This window comes from Chryseobacterium daecheongense (assembly GCA_027920525.1).
Taxonomy (GTDB): Bacteria; Bacteroidota; Bacteroidia; order Flavobacteriales; family Weeksellaceae; genus Chryseobacterium; species Chryseobacterium proteolyticum.
In genome coordinates this window covers 1,327,774-1,351,878 of record CP115858.1, presented here as the reverse complement: position 1 = coordinate 1,351,878, position 24,105 = coordinate 1,327,774, and the positions used below count along the sequence as shown (strand labels likewise).

19 protein-coding genes are annotated in these 24,105 nt (G+C 36.4%); 10 read left to right on the top strand and 9 right to left on the bottom strand.

The window, feature by feature from the left end:
* Positions 1–251 precede the first annotated feature (251 nt).
* The 7 genes from purB to PFY10_05890 all read left to right on the top strand — a co-directional run bounded on the left by purB (position 252) and on the right by PFY10_05890 (position 9,329).
* Positions 252–1,679 (top strand): adenylosuccinate lyase, encoded by a 1,428-nt coding sequence (purB, locus tag PFY10_05920; protein WBV57977.1) that lies wholly within the window; start codon positions 252–254, stop codon positions 1,677–1,679.
* A gap of 46 nt (positions 1,680–1,725) precedes the next feature.
* Positions 1,726–2,688: a WG repeat-containing protein gene (locus PFY10_05915; protein WBV57976.1), complete on the top strand. Its 963-nt coding sequence runs from the start codon at positions 1,726–1,728 to the stop codon at positions 2,686–2,688.
* A 17-nt stretch (positions 2,689–2,705) separates the two neighbouring features.
* Positions 2,706–4,136, top strand: coding sequence for a serine hydrolase (locus PFY10_05910; GenBank protein ID WBV57975.1), 1,431 nt, complete (start codon positions 2,706–2,708; stop codon positions 4,134–4,136).
* A 53-nt stretch (positions 4,137–4,189) separates the two neighbouring features.
* Positions 4,190–7,885 carry a phosphoribosylformylglycinamidine synthase gene (locus tag PFY10_05905; GenBank protein WBV57974.1) on the top strand — a complete coding sequence of 1,232 codons (3,696 nt, stop codon included), beginning with the start codon at positions 4,190–4,192 and terminating at the stop codon, positions 7,883–7,885.
* On the top strand, positions 7,863–8,279 hold the full coding sequence (locus PFY10_05900; protein WBV57973.1) for a ribonuclease inhibitor: 417 nt from the start codon (positions 7,863–7,865) through the stop codon (positions 8,277–8,279). The genes PFY10_05905 and PFY10_05900 overlap by 23 nt, the downstream gene beginning before the upstream one ends.
* A gap of 90 nt (positions 8,280–8,369) precedes the next feature.
* Complete coding sequence (locus PFY10_05895; protein ID WBV57972.1) at positions 8,370–8,996, top strand: GDSL-type esterase/lipase family protein; 627 nt, start codon at positions 8,370–8,372, stop codon at positions 8,994–8,996.
* A complete protein-coding gene (locus PFY10_05890; protein WBV57971.1) occupies positions 8,997–9,329 on the top strand; it encodes a gamma-glutamylcyclotransferase in 333 nt (110 codons plus the stop codon).
* Between the two features lie 48 nt (positions 9,330–9,377).
* Here PFY10_05890 and PFY10_05885 read toward each other — a convergent pair whose 3' ends face one another.
* Positions 9,378–9,734, bottom strand: coding sequence for a diacylglycerol kinase family protein (locus PFY10_05885; GenBank protein WBV57970.1), 357 nt, complete (start codon positions 9,732–9,734; stop codon positions 9,378–9,380).
* Positions 9,735–9,933: 199 nt separating this feature from the next.
* Here PFY10_05885 and dnaN point away from each other — a divergent pair, with 199 nt between their 5' ends.
* The 3 genes from dnaN to PFY10_05870 all read left to right on the top strand — a co-directional run bounded on the left by dnaN (position 9,934) and on the right by PFY10_05870 (position 14,231).
* The gene (gene dnaN, locus PFY10_05880; GenBank protein ID WBV57969.1) at positions 9,934–11,064 is read left to right on the top strand and encodes a DNA polymerase III subunit beta; all 1,131 of its coding nucleotides are present in this window, start codon (positions 9,934–9,936) and stop codon (positions 11,062–11,064) included.
* Positions 11,065–11,272: 208 nt separating this feature from the next.
* Positions 11,273–13,675 (top strand): phenylalanine--tRNA ligase subunit beta, encoded by a 2,403-nt coding sequence (gene pheT, locus PFY10_05875; protein ID WBV57968.1) that lies wholly within the window; start codon positions 11,273–11,275, stop codon positions 13,673–13,675.
* A gap of 145 nt (positions 13,676–13,820) precedes the next feature.
* Positions 13,821–14,231, top strand: a complete 411-nt coding sequence (locus tag PFY10_05870) for an META domain-containing protein (protein ID WBV57967.1) — start codon at positions 13,821–13,823, stop codon at positions 14,229–14,231.
* Positions 14,232–14,280: 49 nt separating this feature from the next.
* Here PFY10_05870 and PFY10_05865 read toward each other — a convergent pair whose 3' ends face one another.
* The 8 genes from PFY10_05865 to PFY10_05830 all read right to left on the bottom strand — a co-directional run bounded on the left by PFY10_05865 (position 14,281) and on the right by PFY10_05830 (position 23,939).
* Positions 14,281–14,520 carry a hypothetical protein gene (locus tag PFY10_05865; GenBank protein ID WBV57966.1) on the bottom strand — a complete coding sequence of 80 codons (240 nt, stop codon included), beginning with the start codon at positions 14,518–14,520 and terminating at the stop codon, positions 14,281–14,283.
* Positions 14,521–14,556: 36 nt separating this feature from the next.
* Positions 14,557–15,873 (bottom strand): hypothetical protein, encoded by a 1,317-nt coding sequence (locus tag PFY10_05860; GenBank protein WBV57965.1) that lies wholly within the window; start codon positions 15,871–15,873, stop codon positions 14,557–14,559.
* An 83-nt stretch (positions 15,874–15,956) separates the two neighbouring features.
* Positions 15,957–16,847, bottom strand: a complete 891-nt coding sequence (locus PFY10_05855) for a 3-hydroxybutyryl-CoA dehydrogenase (GenBank protein ID WBV58924.1) — start codon at positions 16,845–16,847, stop codon at positions 15,957–15,959.
* A gap of 19 nt (positions 16,848–16,866) precedes the next feature.
* Positions 16,867–17,274 (bottom strand): hypothetical protein, encoded by a 408-nt coding sequence (locus PFY10_05850; GenBank protein ID WBV57964.1) that lies wholly within the window; start codon positions 17,272–17,274, stop codon positions 16,867–16,869.
* 75 nt (positions 17,275–17,349) lie between these two features.
* Entirely contained in the window at positions 17,350–18,228 is an 879-nt protein-coding gene (bla-A, locus tag PFY10_05845; GenBank protein ID WBV57963.1) for a CGA/CIA family class A beta-lactamase, read from the bottom strand.
* A gap of 177 nt (positions 18,229–18,405) precedes the next feature.
* Complete coding sequence (locus tag PFY10_05840) at positions 18,406–18,912, bottom strand: hypothetical protein (GenBank protein ID WBV57962.1); 507 nt, start codon at positions 18,910–18,912, stop codon at positions 18,406–18,408.
* Positions 18,913–18,926: 14 nt separating this feature from the next.
* Entirely contained in the window at positions 18,927–21,914 is a 2,988-nt protein-coding gene (locus PFY10_05835; GenBank protein WBV57961.1) for a hypothetical protein, read from the bottom strand.
* Positions 21,915–22,208: 294 nt separating this feature from the next.
* Positions 22,209–23,939: a cellulase family glycosylhydrolase gene (locus PFY10_05830; protein WBV57960.1), complete on the bottom strand. Its 1,731-nt coding sequence runs from the start codon at positions 23,937–23,939 to the stop codon at positions 22,209–22,211.
* Positions 23,940–24,105: the final 166 nt, after the last annotated feature.

The following is a 24,105-nucleotide window of genomic DNA, read 5'->3' as shown; positions in this document are numbered from 1 at the left end:
TATTTGGAGCTTTTTCCCGCTTTTCGTTTCAATCTTTTTTTTTCAAAAAAGGATTTCCTCTGCAATCGGGGCTAGCATTGTCTTGAAATTTTCAATGATCACTCTGATTTATTTTTGAAAATAATCAATAAAAATAATTAGTGTTCTTTAAAATTACCCATAGTTTTTAATCAAAATCTAAAACCTCCGTAACAATTTTTCTCTCTCACTGAAAATCCGTATTTTTGTGCATCTAAAAGTAATAAGAAAGAATGAATTCCTACAAAAATCCATTGGAAGAACGCTACTCCAGTGAAGAAATGTTATTTAACTTCTCGCATAATAACAAATTCCAGAATTGGAGAAAGCTTTGGATAGCTCTTGCTGAAATCGAAAAAGACCTTGGACTTGAAATTACAGACGAGCAGATCGCTGACTTAAAAGCTAATGCTGAAAACATCGATTATGACAAAGCAGCAGAGTACGAAAAAAAATTCCGTCATGATGTAATGGCTCACGTTCACGCATATGGTGATGTAGCACCTTCAGCAAAAGGAATTATTCACCTGGGAGCAACTTCAGCTTTTGTAGGAGACAATACAGACTTAATTCAGATTCGTGACGGACTTTTAATCTTAAAGAAAAAGTTGGTTAACGTAATGAAAAACCTGGCAGATTTTGCAATTCAGTACAAAGACCTTCCGACTTTAGGGTTCACTCACTTCCAGCCGGCTCAGTTAACAACAGTTGGAAAAAGAGCTACTCTTTGGTTGCAGAGTTTGGTTCTTGATATTGAAGAATTAGATTTCTTCCTTGAAACACTTCGTTTTAGAGGAGTAAAAGGAACTACAGGAACTGCTGCAAGTTTCCTTGAACTTTTCAACGGAGATTATTCTAAAGTAAAACATTTAGATAAAGAACTTTCAAAAAGATTTGGTTTCGATAAGGTTTTCGGAGTTTCCGGACAGACTTACGATAGAAAAATTGATGCGAAAGTGGTGGCTTTATTAGGAAATATTGCACAATCTGCACATAAATTCACAAACGATTTACGTTTACTTCAGAACCTTAAGGAAATTGAAGAGCCATTCGAGAAAAACCAGATCGGTTCATCAGCTATGGCTTACAAACGTAATCCGATGAGAAGCGAAAGAATCGGGGCATTGGCAAAATATGTAATGTCTCTGACGACAAGTTCTGCCATGGTAGCTTCTACACAATGGTTTGAAAGAACATTGGATGACTCAGCCAACAAGAGATTAACAATTCCTCAGGCGTTTTTAGCTGTGGATGCAATCTTGTTGATCTGGAATAACATTATGAACGGAATTGTAGTTTATCCGAACAGAATCAATAAGCACATAATGGAAGAACTTCCTTTCATGGCAACAGAATATATTATCATGGAAGAAGTAAAAGCAGGAGGGGACCGTCAGGAAATCCACGAGGTCATCAGGGTTCACTCTATGGAAGCTTCTAAAAAAGTGAAAGAAGAAGGAAAAGAAAACGATCTGATTGAAAGAATTCTGAATGATGATTCTTTAAAGCTCGATAAATCAAAATTAAAAGAAGTTCTGGATCCTAAAAATTTCATTGGCTTTGCACCTATCCAAACGGAGGAATTCATTAAAAATGAAGTTCAGCCGATACTGGAGCAAAACAAAGACATGATTGGACTGGAGGCTGATCTTAAAGTATAATACCATATGCAGTCTTTTCGGCTGCATTTTTTATTTCATTGCAGGTATGAACAGAATACTATTTTTCCTTTTGATACCCACTCTTTCCTTTTCACAGGGAAAAGATGTTTTAACCTACTTTAAATCAAAAGATTCTTTGGTAGGGGTAAAAGATCATACCGGGAAAATTATTGTTCCTGCGCAGTTCAAAGTCTTTTCATTTCTAAAAGACGGCGATCCTGTAAAAGAAGAAACCATTTATTTCGACGGGTCTAAAAAGGATGAGATAAAAGAAAAAAACGCCTGGGGATATGTCTATGATAAAAAAGGGAATTTCCTTTACAGACCTTTCCTGTACGATAATGGCGCTGACTATTTTTCTGAAGGAGTAAGACGGTTTGTTAAAAATGGGAAGGTAGGTTTTGTAGACAGAAACGGTACAACGGTAATTGAAGCCAAACACGATTTTGTTTCACCATTTAATTACGGATATGCTGCCTATTGTGATGGATGTGATTGGGAAAAAACCAATGATGAGCACAAAGCAATGGTAGGAGGAACATGGGGAGTGATGAATTTTAAAGGAGAAGTGATCCAACCTGTTGCGGCACAAACGAATTCCGTAGAAGTTAATGGGAAATTTTATCCAAATCCATTCAAATATAATGAGAAGGAGAAACGTATTCTTCAATTTTTCGAAAAACAAAATACAAAACTTTCGGAAATCTATTATGTCAACTGGTATAATAAATTATCCAAAGAGGAAAAAAAACTTTTTTTTGAAATCGTTGAAAGACCAAAAGAAAACTTTCCTTTTTATCAGGTAAATACATATGATTACAGGAAAATAGATGTGGGATTAACATTTGATTTCAAATTTTTAGTCTCAGCAGAGGGCCAGGAAATTTTTGCACTGGACTATGATAATGAAAAAGTTCCTTTTGAAAAGTGGCTTAAGAGAGAAATCGGAAAAGCTCAGAAATATCAGGAAGAACATCCTGATAATCCTAATAAATTCATAAACAAATAACAGACTTTACTCAGCAGATGAGAAAACATATAATACTATTGATATTGGCTTTTGGATTTGTAAAAAACTATGCACAAAGCGAGAAGACAATTTATTCAATAATGAATACAAATGCTGAAAATATTGCGGAAAAAACAGGAGCTTATTCTGTTTCCCTTGGAATTGTAAAGGATGGAAAAATATACACTACCCATTTTGGAGAAATAGACAAAGGAAAAGGAAATAAGGCGGATGACAATACGTATTTTGAGATTGCTTCGATAACAAAGCTTTTTACGGGGCAATTGCTTGCAAAAGCGGTCTTGGAAGGGAAAATAAACCTTGATGATGACATCCGGAAATATCTGAAGAAGGATTATCCCAACCTGGAATATAATGCTACTCCAATAAAGGTGAAAAATCTTCTTTCCTATACCACAGCATTGCCAAGGGAGTTGCCTAATGAAGATGATTTACGTGCTAACATGACCGAAAGAACTCCTTTCCTAATGAAGGAACGTGAGGCTGGATATACAAAAGATCAGTTCTATAAAGATTTGGAAAAGGTAAAATTAGATACCATTCCCGGAATAAAATATAACTACAGCAACCTGAGTCTTGAATTAGCAGGTATTATGTTGGAAAATGTTTATGGAACAGATGTAGAGGCCCTTTACAATCAGAATATTTTTTCAAAATTAGGGATGAAGCATACCAAGTTCACCTTGAATAAAAATGAAACCTTAGTTAACGGATATGGAGAAAACCATCTGTTGATGCCGCATTTCGCATCTAATTTATGGGGTTCTACAGGAGCAAAAACAAAATCAACTCTTAGCGATTTGATGAAATTCCTGAAAGATGAATTGTATTCAACGGATAGTGTTGTTCGTGAAACCCATAAGAATATCGAAGATAGTAAAGAAAACTGGCATGGCTACCTTTGGGATGATTACTATGTGAGTGAATTTGGAAAAGTAGGATTTAAACACGGAGGAGCTTATGGTACGCAGACTTGGTTTACTGTATATCCTGAATTGAATATAGGAATCTGTGTGATTGTAAACGTAAGTGTACCCGGAGGAGGTTTTATCCTTCGGGATTGTGTTTCAAAGATGATGGAGGATTTTACTTCACCCTCAGCAAATAAAAAAGAAATTTACGGGTATGCCATTAAGGGAAATAATGTAGTTTTTACTTATGATCATCCAAAGAAAGCAGATTCTGGATTGATCAATACCATTTCAGTTGCTGGCTCATTCAACGATTGGAATCCAAGTAATAAGGACTATCAAATGACAAAAAAGGGAAATAATCATTATGAATTGGAAATTCCGGTGTCTAAATTTGAAAAAGATAAGACATATTCCTTTAAATTTGTACTCAATAATAATTGGTGGATAATAACTCCCAAAAGTGCGTCCAATATTGATGGAACAGAAGATAACAATTTAGTGTTAACGCTCTGAACTCAGAAAAGTAAAAAAAAATAAATCTAATATTAAATAAAATCTGACATCTAATGTCTAATAACAAAAGAATTTTCGTAGAAAAAAGAGGAATTTTTGATGTTGAAAGTCCAAAAATTTTTGATGAGGTAAAAGCGGTTGTTCCGGCTGTTCAAAGCGTGAAAGTATACAACGTGTATGATATTTTCAACCTGAATGACGGAGAATTTGAAAAAGTGGTCAATAACACTTTTGTAGACCCTGTTACTGATATTTTGCATACAGAGAACCCTGCAAAAGCTATTCATTTCGGAATGGAATTTTTACCGGGACAGTATGATCAGAGAGCAGATTCTGCACAGCAGTGTATCGCCTTACTGACAGAAAATGAAAAATCAAAAGTAAGAAGTGGAAAACTGATTGAATTTGAAGGAGTTTCTGAAGCTGATTTGGCTAAGATCAAAGATCTTCTAATCAATAAAGTGGAATCTCAGGAAAAAGATTTATCTATTCTGGATATTCCTGCTGATGAAACACCATCAAAAGTAATCATCCACGAAAACTTCATCAATTTCAATGATGCTGAACTTGAAAACTTTTATAATAATCATGGTTTTGCACTAGGATTGGACGACCTGAAATTCATTCAGGAATATTTCAAAACTGAACAAAGAAATCCTACGGAAACAGAATTAAAAGTATTAGATACCTATTGGAGTGACCACTGTCGTCATACAACTTTTGAAACAGAATTGTCAGACATTCAGTTTGAAGGTCAGTTCAAACATACATTGGAAACTATTTTCAATGATTATATTGAAAAAAGAAAATTCTTAGGGCGTGAACTGAAGCCGATTTCATTAATGGATCTGGCAACGGTATGCGGAAAGTATTTCCATAAAACAGGGAATCTTGATAACCTTGTTATTTCTGATGAGATTAATGCATGTACCATTCAGATCGAAGCAGAATATGATGGTAAAAAAGAACCTTGGTATTTATTATTCAAAAATGAAACGCATAACCACCCGACGGAAATTGAACCTTTCGGAGGAGCATCTACTTGTTTAGGAGGAGCGATCAGAGACCCGTTATCCGGAAGATCTTTCGTATTTCAGGCCATGAGATTAACAGGTGCTGCCGATGTTTTAGAACCGGTTGATAAAACATTACCGGGGAAACTACCTCAGAAAACCATTACGAAACAGGCTGCCAACGGATATTCATCTTATGGTAACCAGATCGGGCTTGCTACGACAATGGTTTCTGAAATCTATGATGAAGGGTATAAGGCCAAAAGAATGGAGGTAGGTTTCGTTACAGGAGCTGTTCCTGTAGACTGGGTAAGACGTGAGAAACCTGCTAATGGTGATTCAATCATTATCTTAGGAGGAGCAACAGGTCGTGACGGAGTAGGAGGAGCAAGCGGAAGTTCAAAAGAACAGGACGAAACCTCTATTCACACCATGAGTTCAGAGGTTCAGAAAGGAAATGCCGTAGAAGAACGTAAAATTCAGAGATTATTCAGAAACCCTGAAGTAACGAAGCTGATCAAAAAATCAAACGACTTCGGAGCAGGAGGTGTTTCTGTGGCAATCGGTGAGATCGCAGACTCTTTAGAAGTAAACCTTGATGTATTACCATTAAAATATGAAGGATTAAACGGAACCGAACTGGCTATTTCTGAATCTCAGGAAAGAATGGCTGTGGTGGTAGATCCTCAGGATAAAGAAAAATTCATTAAATTCTGTGAAGCTGAAAACATTGTGGCTGTAGAAGTGGCAAAAGTGACAGATTCCGGAAGAATGCAGATGTTCTGGAAAGGGGACAAAATTGTAGATCTTTCAAGAGCATTTTTAGATACCAACGGATGTTCAAAATCTCAGGAAGTGAAAATTACTCACCTGGAAGAAGTAAAACAAGAAACAAAAGCTTTCAAAACAGAAAACTTCCTGAACATCTTAAAAGATAAAAACGTAGCTTCCCAGAAAGGACTACTTGAAATGTTCGACTCTTCTATCGGAGCCACTACGGTAGCTATGCCTTTGGGAGGTAAATACCAGCAAACCCTGATGGAAGGAAGTGTGCAGACACTACCTATTTTAGGAGCAAAAGATATCAAAACCGTTTCTCTCGCAAGCTGGGGATTCGATGCTGAGATCTCAAAACAAAACTCACTGTTAGGAGCATCTTACGCTGTCGTGGAGAGTGTGGCAAAGATTATTGCCATGGGAGGTGATTATAAAAATATCAGACTGAGCTTCCAGGAATATTTCGAAAAATTGGGACAAAACCCTGAAAAATGGGGCAAGCCCCTAGCCTCTCTTTTAGGGGCTTATGATGCTCAGATCAAATTGGGTCTGGCAGCAATCGGAGGTAAAGATTCGATGAGTGGAACATACCAGGACCTTAACGTTCCACCAACCCTGATTTCTTTTGCATGTGCCAACGGAGATAAAGAAAACATCATCTCTCCGGAATTGAAAACAGCAGGAAACAAATTGTATTTCTTCAATCACATTGCTCAGGAAAGCGGACTTCCAAACTATGATGCTTTAAAAGAAGTTTTTGAATTCATTTTCGAAAATATCAAATCCGGGAAAATTGTTTCTGTAAAAACAGTAAAAGAAGGTGGTCTTGCCGTAGCTTTGGCAAAAATGAGTTTCGGAAACAGATTAGGAGCAGAGATCAATGCTGATGAAAATGTATTATTAGCAAAAAATATCGGAAGCTTAGTTATCGAGGCGAAAGAAGAATTAAGCGCAGCTTCCCTTCAGTTGATCGGAGAAGTAAAAGACTCAGGAACCTTAAAAATTAACGGTATTGAATCAGACATTACAGATCTTGTAGCGGCCAATACTAATACATTTGAAAATCTTTTCCCGACTGTAGAAAAAGAAAAGATCACGGTTGAAATTGATGCAAAACATAACTCGGTCAACCCAAGAAATATCATCATTAAAAAACACGGAATCGCACAGCCGAAAGTATTTGCTCCGGTATTCCCGGGAACCAACTGTGAATATGACACACTGAATGCATTCCAGAAAGAAGGCGCTGTAGTAAGCAGCTTACCTTTAATCAATATCAATCACCAGTTACTCGATGAAAGCATTGATGCATGGGTGGAAGAGATCAGAACATCTCAGATCCTTGCATTCTCAGGAGGTTTCTCTGCGGGTGATGAGCCGGATGGTTCTGCAAAATTCATTGTAAACGTTCTGAAAAACGAGAAAATGAAAAATGCAGTTCACGAATTATTAGACAGAGACGGAATGATCATCGGAATCTGCAACGGATTCCAGGCGCTAGTGAAATCGGGACTTTTACCTTACGGAAGAATCAAAGATCTGGATGAGAATTCTCCAACATTAGCTCACAACGCCATCAGAAGACACATCTCCCAGATGGTAACAGTGCAGGTAGTAAATGACGAAAGCCCTTGGTTAAAAGGAATGAAAGGACAGACTTTCACCATTCCGATTTCCCACGGTGAAGGACGTTTCATGGCTTCAGAAGATGAAATCAGGAAATTATATGAGAACGGACAGATTGCTACCCAGTACATTGATCTTGATGGAAACATTGCCCACGGGATGCCTTTCAACCCGAATAACTCATTATTCGGAATCGAAGGAATTACCAGCCCATGTGGGAAGATCTATGGAAGAATGGGACACCCAGAACGATTTGCTGAAGGTCTCATGAAAAATATTCCAACAGCGAACTATCACAATATCTTTAAAAATGGAGTTGAGTACTTCAAATAACAATAATAAAAAAATGATCGTCATTAATGGCGGTCATTTTTTTGATCTGGCGGGCTTCTATGAAGAAGTTTCAGAAGTACTGATGAAAAATGCTGACTGGAAAGTCGGAACTTTGGATGGTTTTGATGATATCCTGTATGGGGGATTTGGAGTTTTTGAACCGCATGAAGAAATTGAATTGATCTGGAAGAAATCTGGAAAATCCGGACATGATTTGGGTTTCGAGGCCACCCGCGAGTTTTATGAGAGAAAAATAAAGCAGGGAAAACCTTTTAATATAGAAATGATCAGAGAAAAACTGAACGAGCTGATAGCACAAAAGGGACAAACTTTATTTGATATTCTCGTAGAAATTATTGAATCACATCAAAATATTAAGCTAATTTTGGATTGAAATTAACAATCCATTAAAGGGGATAAAGATTATGGTCAGGTAACTTCTTACCGCTTTAAAATCTTAGTGATTAAATTATAAGACTTAGAAATGAAAAGAATGATTTATGCGCTGTTCTTTGGGGACAGTATTACATATGGTGAATATGACGGAGTATTTGGTGGATGGGTGGATATTTTAAAAAGATATGCATTACAGAAATTCCATGAAGGTCACAATGAATTGATTGTTTATAATTTAGGAATCGGAGGAGAAACAACGGAAGGTCTGATAAAGAGGATACCCCATGAGCTGGCTGCAAGGAATTCCGCAGATGGGAATGTTGTTTTTATTGCCTATGGGGCAAATGACCTAGCTATTAAAAACGGAAGTAAAATGGTAGCGCCTGAGGATTTTACAGCTAATATTGAGGAGGCCATCAGAATTGCAAAACAATTTACTACAGATATATATCTGGTGAGCATTCTTCCTTTTTCTAAAGATGTAGATGGAATTGAAGTTGCTTCCGGAAAGCTGAGAACCAATGATGAGGTCCTTACTTACAATAGTATTCTGAAAGGCATGACAGAAAAGCATTCTTTAACCTATATTGATTTTTATTCTGCATTGGTAGACGATAAAGAAGTTCTTCTTTCCCAGGACGGCGTACATCCTAATGAAAAAGGCTATGGACTGATGGCCGAAATTGCAATTCCAACCATTGAAAAATATTTATAAATGCCTTATTTATTTTCATACGGAACTTTACAGAAAGAGCAGGTACAGACCCAAACCTTTGGAAGGCTGCTCAAAGGTGATAAAGATGTTCTCATAGGTTATACATTAAAAATGCTTGAGATTACAGATCCGGAAGTTCTGAGAAAAAGTAACCAGAAATACCATCCTATTTTAACGTTTACAGGTCATGTCGAAGACCAGGTAGAAGGGATGCTTTTTGAGATTACAGACGATGAAATTCTGTTGGCTGATGCGTACGAAGTGGACGATTATAAAAGAATCGAAACGATTTTTAAATCCGGAAGGAAGGGCTTTATTTATGTCGCAAGATAATTCTAAGCAACAGTAATTATTCTAAGCAGAGCGCGATTTCGGCTTTCTCTAGCTGAATAGATACTTCGGATAAACCAATATCCCTACAATTAAGGATACAATAGCCATAAGAATTACAGCACCTGCTGAAATATCTTTAATAAAGCCTATTCTTTTGTCAAATTCAGGCTGAATGATATCGCAGATCCTTTCAATGGCAGTGTTAAGAATTTCCGTACTTAAAACCCCAAAAGAAACGATGAGAACGAGGGCAGTATCGAATTTTGATAACTGTAAATAAAAAATAAGGAAAATGTTGATCAGCAGAGCAATACACTCGATCTGAAAATTTCTTTCTGTTTTTATCATTAAAAAAAGACCTCGAAAAGCATTCCGGAAACTTGTATGAATAGGAGGTTTACGCATGATAAAAAAGATTATGTACAAATATAATTAATTGATCAAAGAAAATGCCTATCTTTAGTCCTTAATGATGGTTTATCCATTAAAAAAGTATCCCGGAAGTAGTTTTAAAAATCTTTTACTCGTTGTTAATAACTCTCAGAATTATATTTTTTAATCTATTTTCTATTTATTATATTTGTAAAAATTTATTTTTAAATCTATGAAATTTATTATTTCAAGTGGTGAATTGCAGAAGGCTTTGCAAACTGTAAGTGGCGTAATATCAAGCTCTCAATCGAGACCGATCTTAGAAAACTATCTTTTCGAATTAAACGAAACCCAGGTTACCATTACAGCATCTGATGGCGAAACAACTCTTGTAACTTCTTTGGAAGTAAAGTCTGATGATTCGGGTAAATTTGCTGTTCCTGCTAAAATTTTTCAAGATTTTATCAAAACATATGGTGAACAACCGCTTACATTTTCTGTAAAGGATAATGCTGAGGGAACGGGTAGCCAGCTGGAAATTTTGGATGAAAAGGATAATTTCGCAGTAGCATTGGATAATGCGGATGATTATCCGGAGCTTCCTGAATTTGATGCTTCACAAAGTGTGACTATGTCCGCAGGTATTTTATCTGAAGCACTTACCAATACTCTTTTTGCAACAAGTAATGATTCTCTTCGTCCGGTAATGACAGGAGTTTTATTCCAGTTCGGGGAAAATGAGACGAATTTTGTTTCTACAGATTCTCACAGACTGGTTGTTTACAAAAGAATGGACCTGATGAACGTAGAACCTATGGAGTTCATCATGCCTAAAAAACCTTTAAATATTTTCAAAAATATATTGGCAAGTTCCAACGAAGACGTTACTATCGATTTCAATGAGAACATGGCTAAATTTACTTTTGGTAAACATATCTGGATCTGTAGACTGATTGACGGAAAATATCCTAACTATACTGCGGTTATTCCAAAAGAAAATCCGAATGTATTAACAATCAACAGAAACCTGCTATTAGGTGCGATCAAAAGAGCATCGATCATGTCTAATAAATCAACCAATCAGGTAAGATTTAAATTATCTGCCAACATCCTTCACCTTCACGCAGAAGATACGGAATATGCAAACAAAGCAGATATGCAGATCCCTTGTGATTATAACGGAGAAGATATCAACATCGGGTTTAGCTCTAAGTTTTTAACAGAAATGTTGACTATTCTTGGTTCTGACGATATCACAATGAAAATGTCTCAGCCAAACAGACCGGGAATCATTGAACCTCTTGACGGTCTTGAAGAAAACGAAAATATCTTAATGTTATCAATGCCGGTAATCGGACTATAAGATTAAGCTCAATTAAATAACAGAGGTTTTGAATTTTCAGGACCTCTTTTTTTTTGTTTTTGCGTTCAGTTGGGAAGTTAAAAATTTCGTTATTTCTTAAAAAAACACGACCTTTGTAAACGCAAAATTCGAAGTAAAAATTTTCAAAATAAAGTGAATGAAACCTTATAAGGTTGGCATTTAACCGATAAAAAATAGATTTAAGCAGATGAAAATATCAAATAACTGGCTGAGAGATTACATAAAAACGGAATTGAAAACTGAAAGAATCGGTGAGTTCCTTACAGATATTGGTCTTGAAGTTGAAGGTATAGATAAATTTGAAAGTGTAAAAGGAAGCCTGGAAGGAATTGTAGTAGGTAAGGTCTTAACCTGCGAAAAACATCCGAATGCTGACAAACTTAAGAAAACAACTGTAGATGTAGGAAACGGAAAGGTGCTTAACATCGTTTGTGGTGCTCCTAATGTGGAGGCCGGACAAACTGTTCCAGTTGCAGTGGTGGGAACAAAAATCTACGATAAGACCGGAAACTTTTTTGAAATTAAAGAAGCAAAGATCAGAGGTGAAGTTTCACAAGGAATGATCTGCGCAGAAGATGAGCTAGGCCTTAGTGAGGATCATGGAGGAATCATGGTTCTTGACGAAGCACAATATGAAGTAGGAAAGAATTTTGCAGATTATTTTGAATTGGCAACTGATGAGGTAATTGAAATTGGTTTAACGCCTAACAGGACCGATGCTATGTCGCACTACGGTGTAGCAAGGGATCTTTATGCTTTTCTTTCAACCAATCAGCAAAAAGCCCAGTTTGAAAAGGTAGCTTCGGAACCATTAAATAATGAAGGTGCTCATAACTTTACTTTAGAAGTAGAAGATGCTGAATTATGCCCTAGATATATAGGAGCTGTTATTGAAGATGTAAAAGTAGCAGAATCTCCGGCATGGTTGAAAAACAGATTGAAAGCAATCGGTTTAAGCCCGATCAACAATATCGTGGATATTACCAATTATATTCTTCACGGATTCGGACAACCGCTCCATGCTTTTGATGCAGACAAAATTGCTGATAAAAAAGTAAAAGTAGGGACCGTAAAAAAAGGAACAAAATTTACGACTTTGGATGGTGTGGAAAGAACTTTAAACGGTTCTGAAGTCATGATCAAAGACGGAAAAGATAAACCGATGTGTATTGCCGGTGTTTTTGGTGGTGCCAATTCCGGAGTTTCTAATGAGACAAAAACAATCTTTTTGGAAAGTGCTTATTTTAATCCGGTAGCGGTAAGAAAAGGAGCTAAACTTCATGGATTGAACACGGATGCATCATTCAGGTTTGAAAGAGGAGTGGATCCTAACCTTACAAGAACAGCTATTACCCACGCTATCAAAATGATCCAGGAAATTGCAGAAGGAAAACTGGTTGGAGAGTTGCTGGAAGAATATCCAAAGAAAATTGAAGACAGCTATGTTATCATAAGGTTCTCTAAAATAGAACAGATTCTTGGAACTAAAATTCACAGAGAAAAAGTAAAAGAGATTTTAAAAGCTCTTGAAATTAAAGTTTTGAACGAAATTCAAAATGGTTTGGAAATTTCTGTTCCGGCTTACAGAGCTGATGTGACGAGGGAAATTGATGTTATCGAAGAGATTTTAAGGATCTACGGATATAATAAGATTGATGCTCCACAAAAGATATCATTTACACCTGTAAAGCTAAGCGCTAATGATCAGGATGAATTGGAAAACAATTGGGCAAGAACTTTACAAAGTTTAGGTTTTAATGAAGTAATGAACAACTCACTTACTTCTGTAAAAGATGAAACGGATGCTGTGAAACTTCTGAATCCTTTGAGTGGTGATTTGGCTTTCATGAGAAAATCCTTGTTGGAAGGGCTTCTTCAAAATTCCATCTATAATATTAACAGAAAGAACCAGGATATTAAATTCTTTGAGTTTGGAAAGATTTATCACAAAAGAGCTCAATATGAGGAAAGAAAACAGCTGGCTATTCTTGTTTCAGGAAGAGAGGTTGCTGAAAACTGGTTACAGCCGAAATCAGCAACGGATTTCTACAACCTGAAAGCTTATGTGAAAGTATTGCTGGAAAGATTGGCAATCGATTATAAAGAAGTTGCTTTGTCCGATAACAGATTCTCGGATGCAATTGCTTATGAAGCTGATGGAAAAGTATTGGTAAGAATTGGAAAAGTGGCTCCGGAATTATTGAAAGATTTCGATATTGACCAGGACTGTTTCTATGCCGAAATTGAACTTGAATTGGCCCAACAATTACGATCTGGGAATGAATTGAAATTCAGGGATATTCCTAAATTCAATAAAATCAGAAGAGATCTGGCATTGCTGATCGATAAGAATATAACATATCAGGAGCTGTATCAGACAGCCAAAAAGAATAAATCTCCTTTCATTAAAAACATCAATCTGTTTGATGTATACGAAGGAAAAAACCTTCCGGAAGGAAAGAAATCCTATGCGATGAGTTTTGAGTTATTAAATGAGGCAAAAACTCTTGAGGAAAAAGAAATTTCCGAAGTAATGGATTCTTTGATTAAATCTTTCCAGAAAGAATTCAACGCAGAATTAAGATCATAAATATAAAGAAACGGGCTAAAACCCGTTTTTTTGTTATGTACATTGATAACGGACAGGCTTTAGCCTTCTAAGAATAATAAAATTCTTTCAAAGCCGTTTAAATAATATAATTTCCGTAAATTTGGTTAAATCAAAAAAGAAAAAAATGAAAAATCTTTTTTTAAGTATAAGTGCAGCCGTGATTTTGGCGTCGTGCGGAACTATGTCAAGCGCATCTGCTTCAAAAGTAGGAAAATCTCAGCCTTCATTGGTCAATACAAAATGGACTTTAGCGGATAATGTAAAAGGGAAAGTTCCTACATTGAATATCGAGGGAGAAAAGATCAATGGAAATGCCGGATGTAATAACTATTTTGGTACGGTAAAGCTTGATGCTTCTACAGGTAATTTTTCAGCAGGGCAAATGGGTTCTACAAAAATGGCCTGTGATAATATGAATGTGGAGCAGAACTTCATGGATATGATGGGAAAAGCAAACAAGTACGTAATTTCAGGAACAACTTTGGAATTGTATAAGGACAATCTTTTATTATTGAAATTTAATAAATCAGAATAAAAAAGAAAAGGAACTCAATTGAGTTCCTTTTTTATGTTTTAGGGTTTTCTTATTCTTCCTCTTCTTCGTCGTATTTAGCTAATTCTTCGTCACACCATTTGAACGCTGCTTCTACCACTTTAGTAGCTTCGTCTGCCATGGTCTCTTCATCGTCTCCTTCCAAATCATCCAGCCACTCAACTTCTTCTTCCTCAACGTTCAAGATAAATCTTGGGTATTCTGTATGAACCACGAATAAATCCTCAGGAAATTCCGAATTGTCTGCTAATAAAAACTTTGGTAATTTCATTTTTTTAATATTTTAACTTTCTCAAAGATAATAAAATTATTGATATTTGTTCTTGTCGATCCTAATTTTTTGTAAAACTTTGTACTGGGTAAGTGTAGTTTTCTGTAGGGTATCTTGAGGCTTGAATGTCAGGCTTATATTGGAATTGACTGTGCTTATTAATTCTGCTACCTGTATTTTTTCCAGGTCCTCGGTCGTTTCCAGATAAAATGTGATAGGTTTATCCTTAAGATTTTCAGTCTCTAAAAATTGACTGATATTTTTTCTGTTTTCCAGATAATTGCCTTTTGAAAGCCAGGTAAAGAGTATTCCTGACAGCAAACTTAATGCTCCGATTGCATACACTTTTATATTGAAGATATCAAAGAGTCTTTTGAAGTACATTAGCCACAGAGGTAAGCTGAATGGAGCTAATAACCGATAATCTATAGGATTGACAGGATAAAAATACTGAACAAAAAAAGAACATATGATTCCTGAAATTCCAATAACAAGAAAGAACAGATCACTGTCAGATAACCGGATCTTAATAAAAAGAAATACCATCAGACAGATATTCAGAAATCCGATACCATAAATCGCATTATTGATCAAACCACCTCCTGGATCTGCAATATGAATAAAAGGATTAAAAGTAGTAGCCAGGCCCTGAAACAATTCAACCAACAGCTGTGAAGTAGGGTGGAGACCCATTTCTAAGGATTGCTTAATGTAGTTTTCATTAAAATAATCCAAAAAGGTAAACTTGTATAAAGCTACAAAACCACAACTAATGAAACCTGAAATAATGAAAGTACGGGCATACTTTTTTTTCCATACCAATAATCCGAAAAGCCCTGTTCCCCCCATAATAAACAATGAACTATAGCGGATATTATATAAGGCAATTAATGATAACGAAAGATAAAATACAGCTTTTCCTTTTTCCAGTTTTCCAGTAATAATTAAATGTGCCGTATACAGGAATAAAAATACAAATGGAAGGATGAGCGCTTCACTCATCGTAAAAGAGTAAATTGACACGAAACTAAATAAAGCACTGACGATAACAGATTCTTTAAAGAAAAAGTTTTTTTTCCAGGCAAAGGCCGCAATAAAAAGAAAAGCCAGAATCCCGATTACTTTACTGCTCCAGAATTCGTCCATCCCCAGATATGTAAAAAGCTTAATACTTAACGGATATCCTACAGGTGTTGTCGTATTATCAATAGTCGGGAATACATGAGCAAATCTCATATACCGGATTGAATCCGGGCTTACCCTGCCTTTCTCATTGAGTAAAAAACGTAAAATGGTCATCATTACAATAATGATGACCAATGATATCTGAATATTTTTTTCTTTAATTTTCATTAGGGTTGTGATCAATGATAACAGCCAGAACAGACCGTTGTTCAAATGTATAACTTATAACTCACAACTGATAATCCTGAGAATTATTTCGAGAACATTTTTGAAACTTTTTCAGCTTTTTTACTTTCGGAGTAGTCATAAAAACCTTCTCCTGATTTTACTCCCAGTTTTCCTGCCATTACCATATTTACCAATAGAGGATTCGGGGCATATTTTGGATTTTTAAATCCGTCATACATCACATTAAGAATAGCAAGACAAACATCAAGACCAATGAAATCAGCCAGCTGAAGAGGTCCCATTGGATGAGCCATTCCAAGTTTCATTACCGTATCAATTTCTTCAACACCTGCAACACCGTTATATAATGTTTCAATAGACTCATTGATCATAGGCATTAAAATTCTGTTAGCAACGAAACCAGGGTAATCATTTACTTCCACAGGCACTTTTCCTAACGTTTTACTCATATCATAGATGATATCAAAAGTCTCTTTGGAAGTAGAGTATCCTTTAATGATTTCAACCAGTTTCATAATTGGAACAGGATTCATAAAGTGCATACCGATCACCTTATCAGCTCTCTTAGTTGCAGCGGCTATCTTTGTAATGGAGATAGAAGAAGTGTTGGTTGCAAGAATACAGTTTTCCGGAGCAAACTCATCCATCTGTCCGAAGATTTTCAGTTTCAGATCCTGATTTTCAGTAGCTGCTTCTACGATTAAATCAGCGGTTCCCACAGCTTCTTTTAACTCTGTAAAAGTGGTGATATTTCCTAAAGTTTCTGCTTTTTGCTCCTCTGTAAGGTTGCCCTTTGCAATTATTCTGTCGAGGTTGGTGGTAATGGTTTTTACTCCTCTGTCTAAAGCATCCTGAGAAACATCTACAAGATTTACTTTAAATCCGCTTTGCGCAAAAGTATGTGCAATACCATTTCCCATGGTTCCAGCTCCGATAACTACAACGTTTTTGATCATTTTTCCTTTAATTAAATTATTTTTTATAGATAGTTAAATTTCTTGAATTGGCTAAATCTGCTTTTGTGACGATTTGCGTTTCATCAAAGTTCACATTTCCGCTGTTGCTTTTTCTTACTGCATTTTGAGAAGATATAGCAGCCTTAAGTCCGGATATGAACTTCTTTTTTTTAGTTTTTGCTAAGGAATCGATCCCGATATAAAGATTAAATTCCCCCTCCCGGCCCAGTCCGCTTTGTTTGTAAATTTCAAAAGGTTTTGTTTTATTCTTTTTTTGAAACTTTGATATGTAATTAATTACAGGATCTTCGGAAGGTGTTCCGCAACAAATGCTTGCGTAGCCTACCTCTAAATAGTTCTGGTTCTTTTGAGAAAAAAAGAAGCTGAAACAAAAAATGCTGAAAAGTATTGCTATTTTTTTCATTGTAATAAATAAAATTAGGTTTAATCACGCCCTAATTGAGCGCTTTTTATTTCGCTTAAAATTAAGCTTTAATATTTACTTACTAAAATCATCCCAAACTGCTTTTGAAATATCTGAAATGATTTTACAGTTTACAGCTTCTGTTTCCATAGAATTGCTTACAAATACAGCTATGGCATAATGTTTTCCATTCGGAAGGGTTACAATTCCCATGTCGTTTTCAGCACCGGTAAGCCCATCTTTATTTTTACCTGAAGAGCCTGTTTTATGAGCCACAGGTGTGTTTTTAGGAAGCTGCTCAATCAGTTTGTTTGTTCCTGTTTTGGTGCCTAGCATTACCTTCATCAGGTAATCTGTGGATTTTCTGGAAAGTAACTGTCCCTTATAAAACTTTTTCAAAACCTGTACGATGGAGTTTGTTGAACTGTAATTTTGATATTGTGCATCCCAGTCTTTATGCATTTCATCTTCGTTAAAGCGGATCTGAAAATTTTTTATTCCTTTGGTATCCATAAATTTTTGAACTGTATCCGTTCCGCCAATTAACCTTAAAAGAATATCGCACCCATTATTATCACTCTGCGCAACGGTGAAGTCTATAATTTCACTTAAAGGAATTTCAATATTACCATTGGGATATTTTTCTCTAAGTGGCGACCATGTATCCTCAAGAAGATCTGATTTTTTAACTAAAATCTTCTGATGTAACGACAGTTTTCCTTTATCTACAAAATTGAGAACAGTGGCAGCAATATGAAATTTGAAGACACTTTGCATGGGAAGCTTTTTATCTCCGCTTTTGCTGTAAAGTGATTGATTTTCCATTTCCAGTACAGAAACTCCTACAGTGGCTTTTTTGTCATTGATGATAGAATTTATTTTTTGTTCCAGGGCTGTATGCTGGGCAAAAGTAAATGTAGAAATCAAGAGAAAGAGAAATCCTGCTTTTTTCATAATGGTCAATTTATATCGCCGTAAATTTAAAAAATAAATCTCTTTACATGTATAACCATAGCTTAATTTATTAGGATATACTCAGGTCTTGACAATAGAAATGAATAATCCGGAAAAGGTACTCTTCCGGATTAAATAATATCGATTAATTGCTAATCTTTTATAAGGCGCAATACATTAAAAGTATGTCCACTTGGTGCCATTGAACACGGCAACCTGATTAGTTGCCGTATCATAGACCATAAGTCCAGTTGGCGGAGAAGAGAATCTTTCCGACGGCTGGCTTATCGATGGCAATACAAGGGCTTTATCTCCCTGTTTTGCTTCTAGAATAAGTATTCCATCTGCATCAGAAGTATCTGACCCGATAATCATCTTTTTATCATTAGCGTCCGAACCCGAAGGCGCACCTCCCGTAGTACCTCCTGCAGCAGGTGGATTCCAGGCCGGAGTGGTACCTCCATAATATCTGAAGCTTCCTGTAGCGGTATCCCAAACCATAGTACCCTCGCTTGCATTCATTGTGGTGGCATTTTCTACTTTAGGAAGTACGATTCCCCTGTTAGAGGAATTACCGAATTCTAATATGGTATTATTATTTGTGATGCTTTTCTTACCGATTGCAACCTGGGCATTAATGCCTGAGCTTATTAGCAATACTGAGATTAAGAATATATTTTTCATCTTGTATGTTTTTTTTAATTACAGAAAATAGAAGTGGAAGTAGAGGTTCCTAAAGTTCTCCATTCTGTTCCGTTATATACTTTAAATTCTTTTTTCGTGGTATCATATACGATCATACCCTTAAGTCTGTTTCCTGCGGGAATGTTATTAGCATCCGAAACTCTTGTAATTACCATTCCTTTAGATTTGGCATTAAGTTCCAGCCAAGTGTCAGAAGCAGATGGTAATAACCCCGGAATTGATGATATACCTACCTGACCTCCTTTTACAGTACTTCCTGTTATATTAAGATTAGCTTTTGCAAGGGTAAAATATGAATTACTGTTGTCTGCAAAATTGGGGATAACATCAATGGTATTATTTGTTCTTACAACTTTCTGATAAATAGAGTTGGTAAATGACGGATCCTGAGAAATAAGCATATAATAGTTTTCTCCTGATGCAAGTGCAGGAATGTTGGTTGCATCGAAACGGAGATTGATACATCCTACTTTATTCGTATCGGTTGCTTTCCATTGAAGAGCAAGCGAATTGTTGAACTGAGTACCGTCAGCCGCAGTAATGGTTTTCCCGGTAAAAGTCTGTGCTCCATTATTAGATGCAAAAATAAGGTATTGACCATCAGTCAGCTGATTAGCATGGGTATCATTTTGATTGATGAAATTATTATCTGTAGATGCAGTAATAATGTTGGTAGCTTGTCCGCCATCATTGTTGATGGATTTTGAGATCCGTTGGTCTAATCCACCACGTAAATCTTTTGCTACCCCAAAAATGTCATATTGGTATGTTCCGTCAGCAGTGAAAACAGGATTTCCGGTACTGTTGCGATAGTTGGTATCCGTGGTAAGATCCGCCAATGTTGTTCCGTATTTTATGGCAAGATAACTTTCTACCTGGCGGCGCTCTGTTTCGGTTAAAGCAAATCCGAACGCAAGATGTTCTGCAATCTGTGCAGTAATCCCTACCTCGTTACCTGGCATACTCGACTGGTTATTGGCGCCATATACAAACCCTCCTTGTCCTATGTATACAGTCTGCCCTGTAAGATTGGTTCCAATACCACTACCGTTTAATCTATGTTGTACGGTACTATTGGTCGCACTAAGACTTACATTGGAAATATTGGAAAGCGTTGTACTCAAAGCCGGATTAAGTACTGTGTTGGTCGCATTATTACTGGTTGGGGTATTTCCTCTCGATAGATAATTAGCCTGTGTAAGAGTATTCCAATCATAGATTGCAGCCCCGGCCGCTGAGTTTTTTAAGTCAAAATTAACTCCAAAAAAACGGTTATTGGCAGTCCATACATTATCTTTTATTACGTAAAACATTTCTAATTCGGAATTAGAACCCTCAAAAGGTGCTACGCCTTCATTTCCTATCGCCTGATTAGTATTGGTAAAATCAATATAGGGGTTAAAGTTAAAAGTAGCAGCAGTAGCAGCATCATTTACCTGAACATAATTGGGTTTTGTAGTTACATCCGCAACTTGTGAGGTTTTAATCCCGAACATCTGGTCCACCCATTGGTTTACTGTTCCGGAGGCAGCAGTTACATCTTTATCTGCTCTGTTCCAGAAATTCCCCAATACTCCTCCGGGACCTATCGGAGTTCCTGCAATGGTAAAGTAAAAAGTGCCATTGGAAGTAAATCCGTTGAAAGCTTTAGAAGCTACTCTATAGGGTTCGCTCACATACTCCTCTCCGTCCACAGTATGGGTATTGGTTCCGATAGGTATAAAGTGAGTGTTACTTGAAAAATCACTCGTTGTACTCATGATCAGGTACAGTGGTTTTTCACTCAATGTAAAACTGTTGATCAAACCTCTAAGAACATTGAAATATACATCATCATTTCCATTTATATTGTAATTGCTGGTTTGGGCTTTCCACACTTTGGAAAACCGATGCGTAACCGATGGGAATCCAGAGTTGGTATAAGGGGTAAATCCAACTGTACCATTGGTTCCCCAGGTGAGAAATTCCCTATCGTTATCAAATGAGTTAGCCGCAGCATGTGTTGCATTGTCTTGGGAAGCAGAATTACCTAAACTGATCAGTATTTCGTTGGTACTGTTGATGCTTTTAGATTGAACTTGTTTCAGGGCACTTGCATCATCACGACCAATTCCTGCAATATTGTTAGAATAACCGGAATTGGATGCCGCATCCCATATGGTCGTACCTTGCGAATTCACATAGCTGTATGGTGTGGTCTGATCCAGGGAAGTAGCATATTTAATAGCAAGATAAGACCGTACTCTTTGAAGTTCAGCATCAGTCAGTACCCGTTCGTATGCAATTACCTCAGACATATTCCCATCCGTAACTTCAGGTTGTGAACCTAATATGGAACCGTTAGCTGTTAATGCATATCCTGCCGCAAAAGTCCCTGGTGCAGAAGTAACAAAAGAATTGAGTCCGTGTTTCATTCCACCGGCAACTCCGATTTCCCAGGAAACATCAGATAAATAAGTTTTTCCGATATCCAGTTTCTGATTAGGACTGTTAGGTGGATTGTACGGATAAAGCTGCATGGCTTTATTTCCGTTAAAACTTGCTGTCAATACAGGAGAATTGGCTTGCATAAGGCCTGCTCCGGTTCCTGTATTCCCGAATCCCAGATAGTCCCGGTAAGTAGTGTCTGAGTTTCTATTGACAATAATAAAAATATTACCATTGAGCCTGTTGGCGGTAAATGGCTTACCCGATGGTACTACCATAAATCGTGCATCTGCACCTGTCGTTCCAAAGCTAACAACCGGATTAAAATTATACCTGGCATTGGCAGGTTGCAAAAAAGGTTGTCGTGAAGCGTTGGTTTGCGTGTAGTTGTTACCGGCAGGGGACTGGTCAGTCCATTGGGAAGAAGTAAACCCGTTATCTGCCTTAAGCCAGATTCTCAAATCTCCTGATACTCCTCCTGGTGCCTGCGCATGAGCACCAAAAGATCCTATCAGTATTCCGATTAAAGAATACAGAAAATTTTTTTTTTTCATCATTTATAAATTTACAATTATATCGCATATCTAAAATGATGCCAATGATTGATACACTGCATTTTACATGAAAATCAGTGTTGTGTTTTTGAGGTATTTATATCTGTTTTTTTATGTAAATTTTTAACATAATCCATGATTCAATTAAAAATTTAATAAATAAAATTGAAATAAATTATTTGAGAAATAAAATCAAAAAATTTGTTAATTTTATTTTATTTATTTTAAATCACGCTATTATGAATAAATTTATTTAGGGTGTTTTGGTATACTTACTATTTTATTTTGTTGTGGTTATTTTACTTCAAAATAATTAACATCAACGCCGTCATTTTCAAAAATGATTCTGATCTTGTTTTCCCCTTTTTTAAGATTAACGTTCTTCACTGAACTAGTTTTCCATTGATTTTTTCCTCCTGTTGATGTCAGTGAAACAACTGCAAGCTGTTTTCCTGCGGCGTCTTCAATTCTCAATTTCGAATCATTACCAGCGGCATATCTTATATCAAAGGTATATGCTTTGTCTGCTTTACTGTTAATTGTGTATTGCAACCATTCTCCTTTTTCGGTTTTTCCTACATAATACGCATTAGTTACTTTGTCATTACACAAATAAATATCCACTCCGTCATTTCTCATCTGGTGACCTGCATTCCATTCAGATCTTTTGGCAGGATCACTAACCCACAGATTGATGAAGTCTTTATCCAGATATGCTGAACCCATTCTGCCCAAATCATATTCGGTAGCAAAGATTCTTCCCGGTGCCTGATGATTTTTAAATGGTTTTGTAGAGTCATCGGTTACCTGTCTGAACATAGCATCGATAACGTCTCTTTTTATTTCAACATTACTGAATTTATAATTATCTGCTATTTTCATTAAAGCTTTTGTTGCAAATTCTTTTGAAGGTTTTTCACCTCCGTTTTTCCAATAGTCCAACAGTTTCTGATACTCGGGTGTAATTTTTACATTGGCAATTCCTGCCGTATTATCGATCTTTTTCATTGGCCAGAAAGCATAGCCAATATTGTGTTTATTCATCAGCTGGATCAGTTCTGTAAACCATACATTAGAATTTTCACCTGTTTCTCCCAACCATATCGGAATATTATGCTTTTCTCTTAAATCCAGAATTCCTTTTATGGTTGCGTCGTCATTGTTGTTCCAATATTTATGGAAGCTGAAGACCAGGTTATTATCCCAAAGAGGAGTCAGGCCGTTATAGTTGTTTCCCCATCCGTTTCCTTCCAGAATAATGATGTGTTTTTTGTCCACTTCACGGATGGCTTCTGTAATTTCTTTCTGGAATTTCCATAATGGTGCATTTGACATTTCATCTGTTCCGTTGGGATTTTTTCCTGTGAAATTAATGTTAGGCTCATTGATGAGGTCATAACCACCTATCCATGGTTCATCTTTATAACGTTCTGCCAGCTTTTTCCAGAATGCAATGGTTTTTTTCTGATTTTCTTCACTTTCCCAAAGTGACGGTTTAGATTTATCGTTGTCTGATATGTTTACATCATTTCCCTGGCCTCCGGGAAGAGCGTGAAGGTCAAGAATCAGATACATTTTGTTGTCAGCGCACCATTTCAGAAGATCATCCGTCATTTTAAAGCCCTCTTCAAGCCATGTATTTTGTCCTTTTACGGGCTCTTGTTCAATTGGCAATGTGTACAGGTTATAATGCATCGGAAGCCTTATAGAATTAAAGCCTGCTTTTGCAAGCAGATCAATATCCTGTTTGGTTATTCCGTTTTTCCAGTATGCTTTATAAAATTCTTTCATCCCATCTTCACCGATCAATTCAGAAATCTTTTGCTTGATTTTATACTGGGGACCAGCGAAATCTGCTGTTTTCAGCATGTATCCTTCCTGCAGCATCCATCCTCCCAAGCCTAAGCCTTTTAGCTGGATATTCTCACCTTTGTCATTAACTATTTTTTGACCGTTTGTTTTCAATAATTGTGATGTCCCAAATTGAGACAATAAAAGTGCGGATATTAGGATGGTTCGTTTCATAGTTGGATTTTATAAGATTATGGGATTGATTTTAGAATTATAAGTTTACTAATCACAAATATATTTAAAAATTATTGAATTAAAATTAAAATTCCTCTTTAAATATATAAACAATTTAAAGAGGAAGTATGATTGTATTTTTACCACAGCCATTTAAACTGAAAGG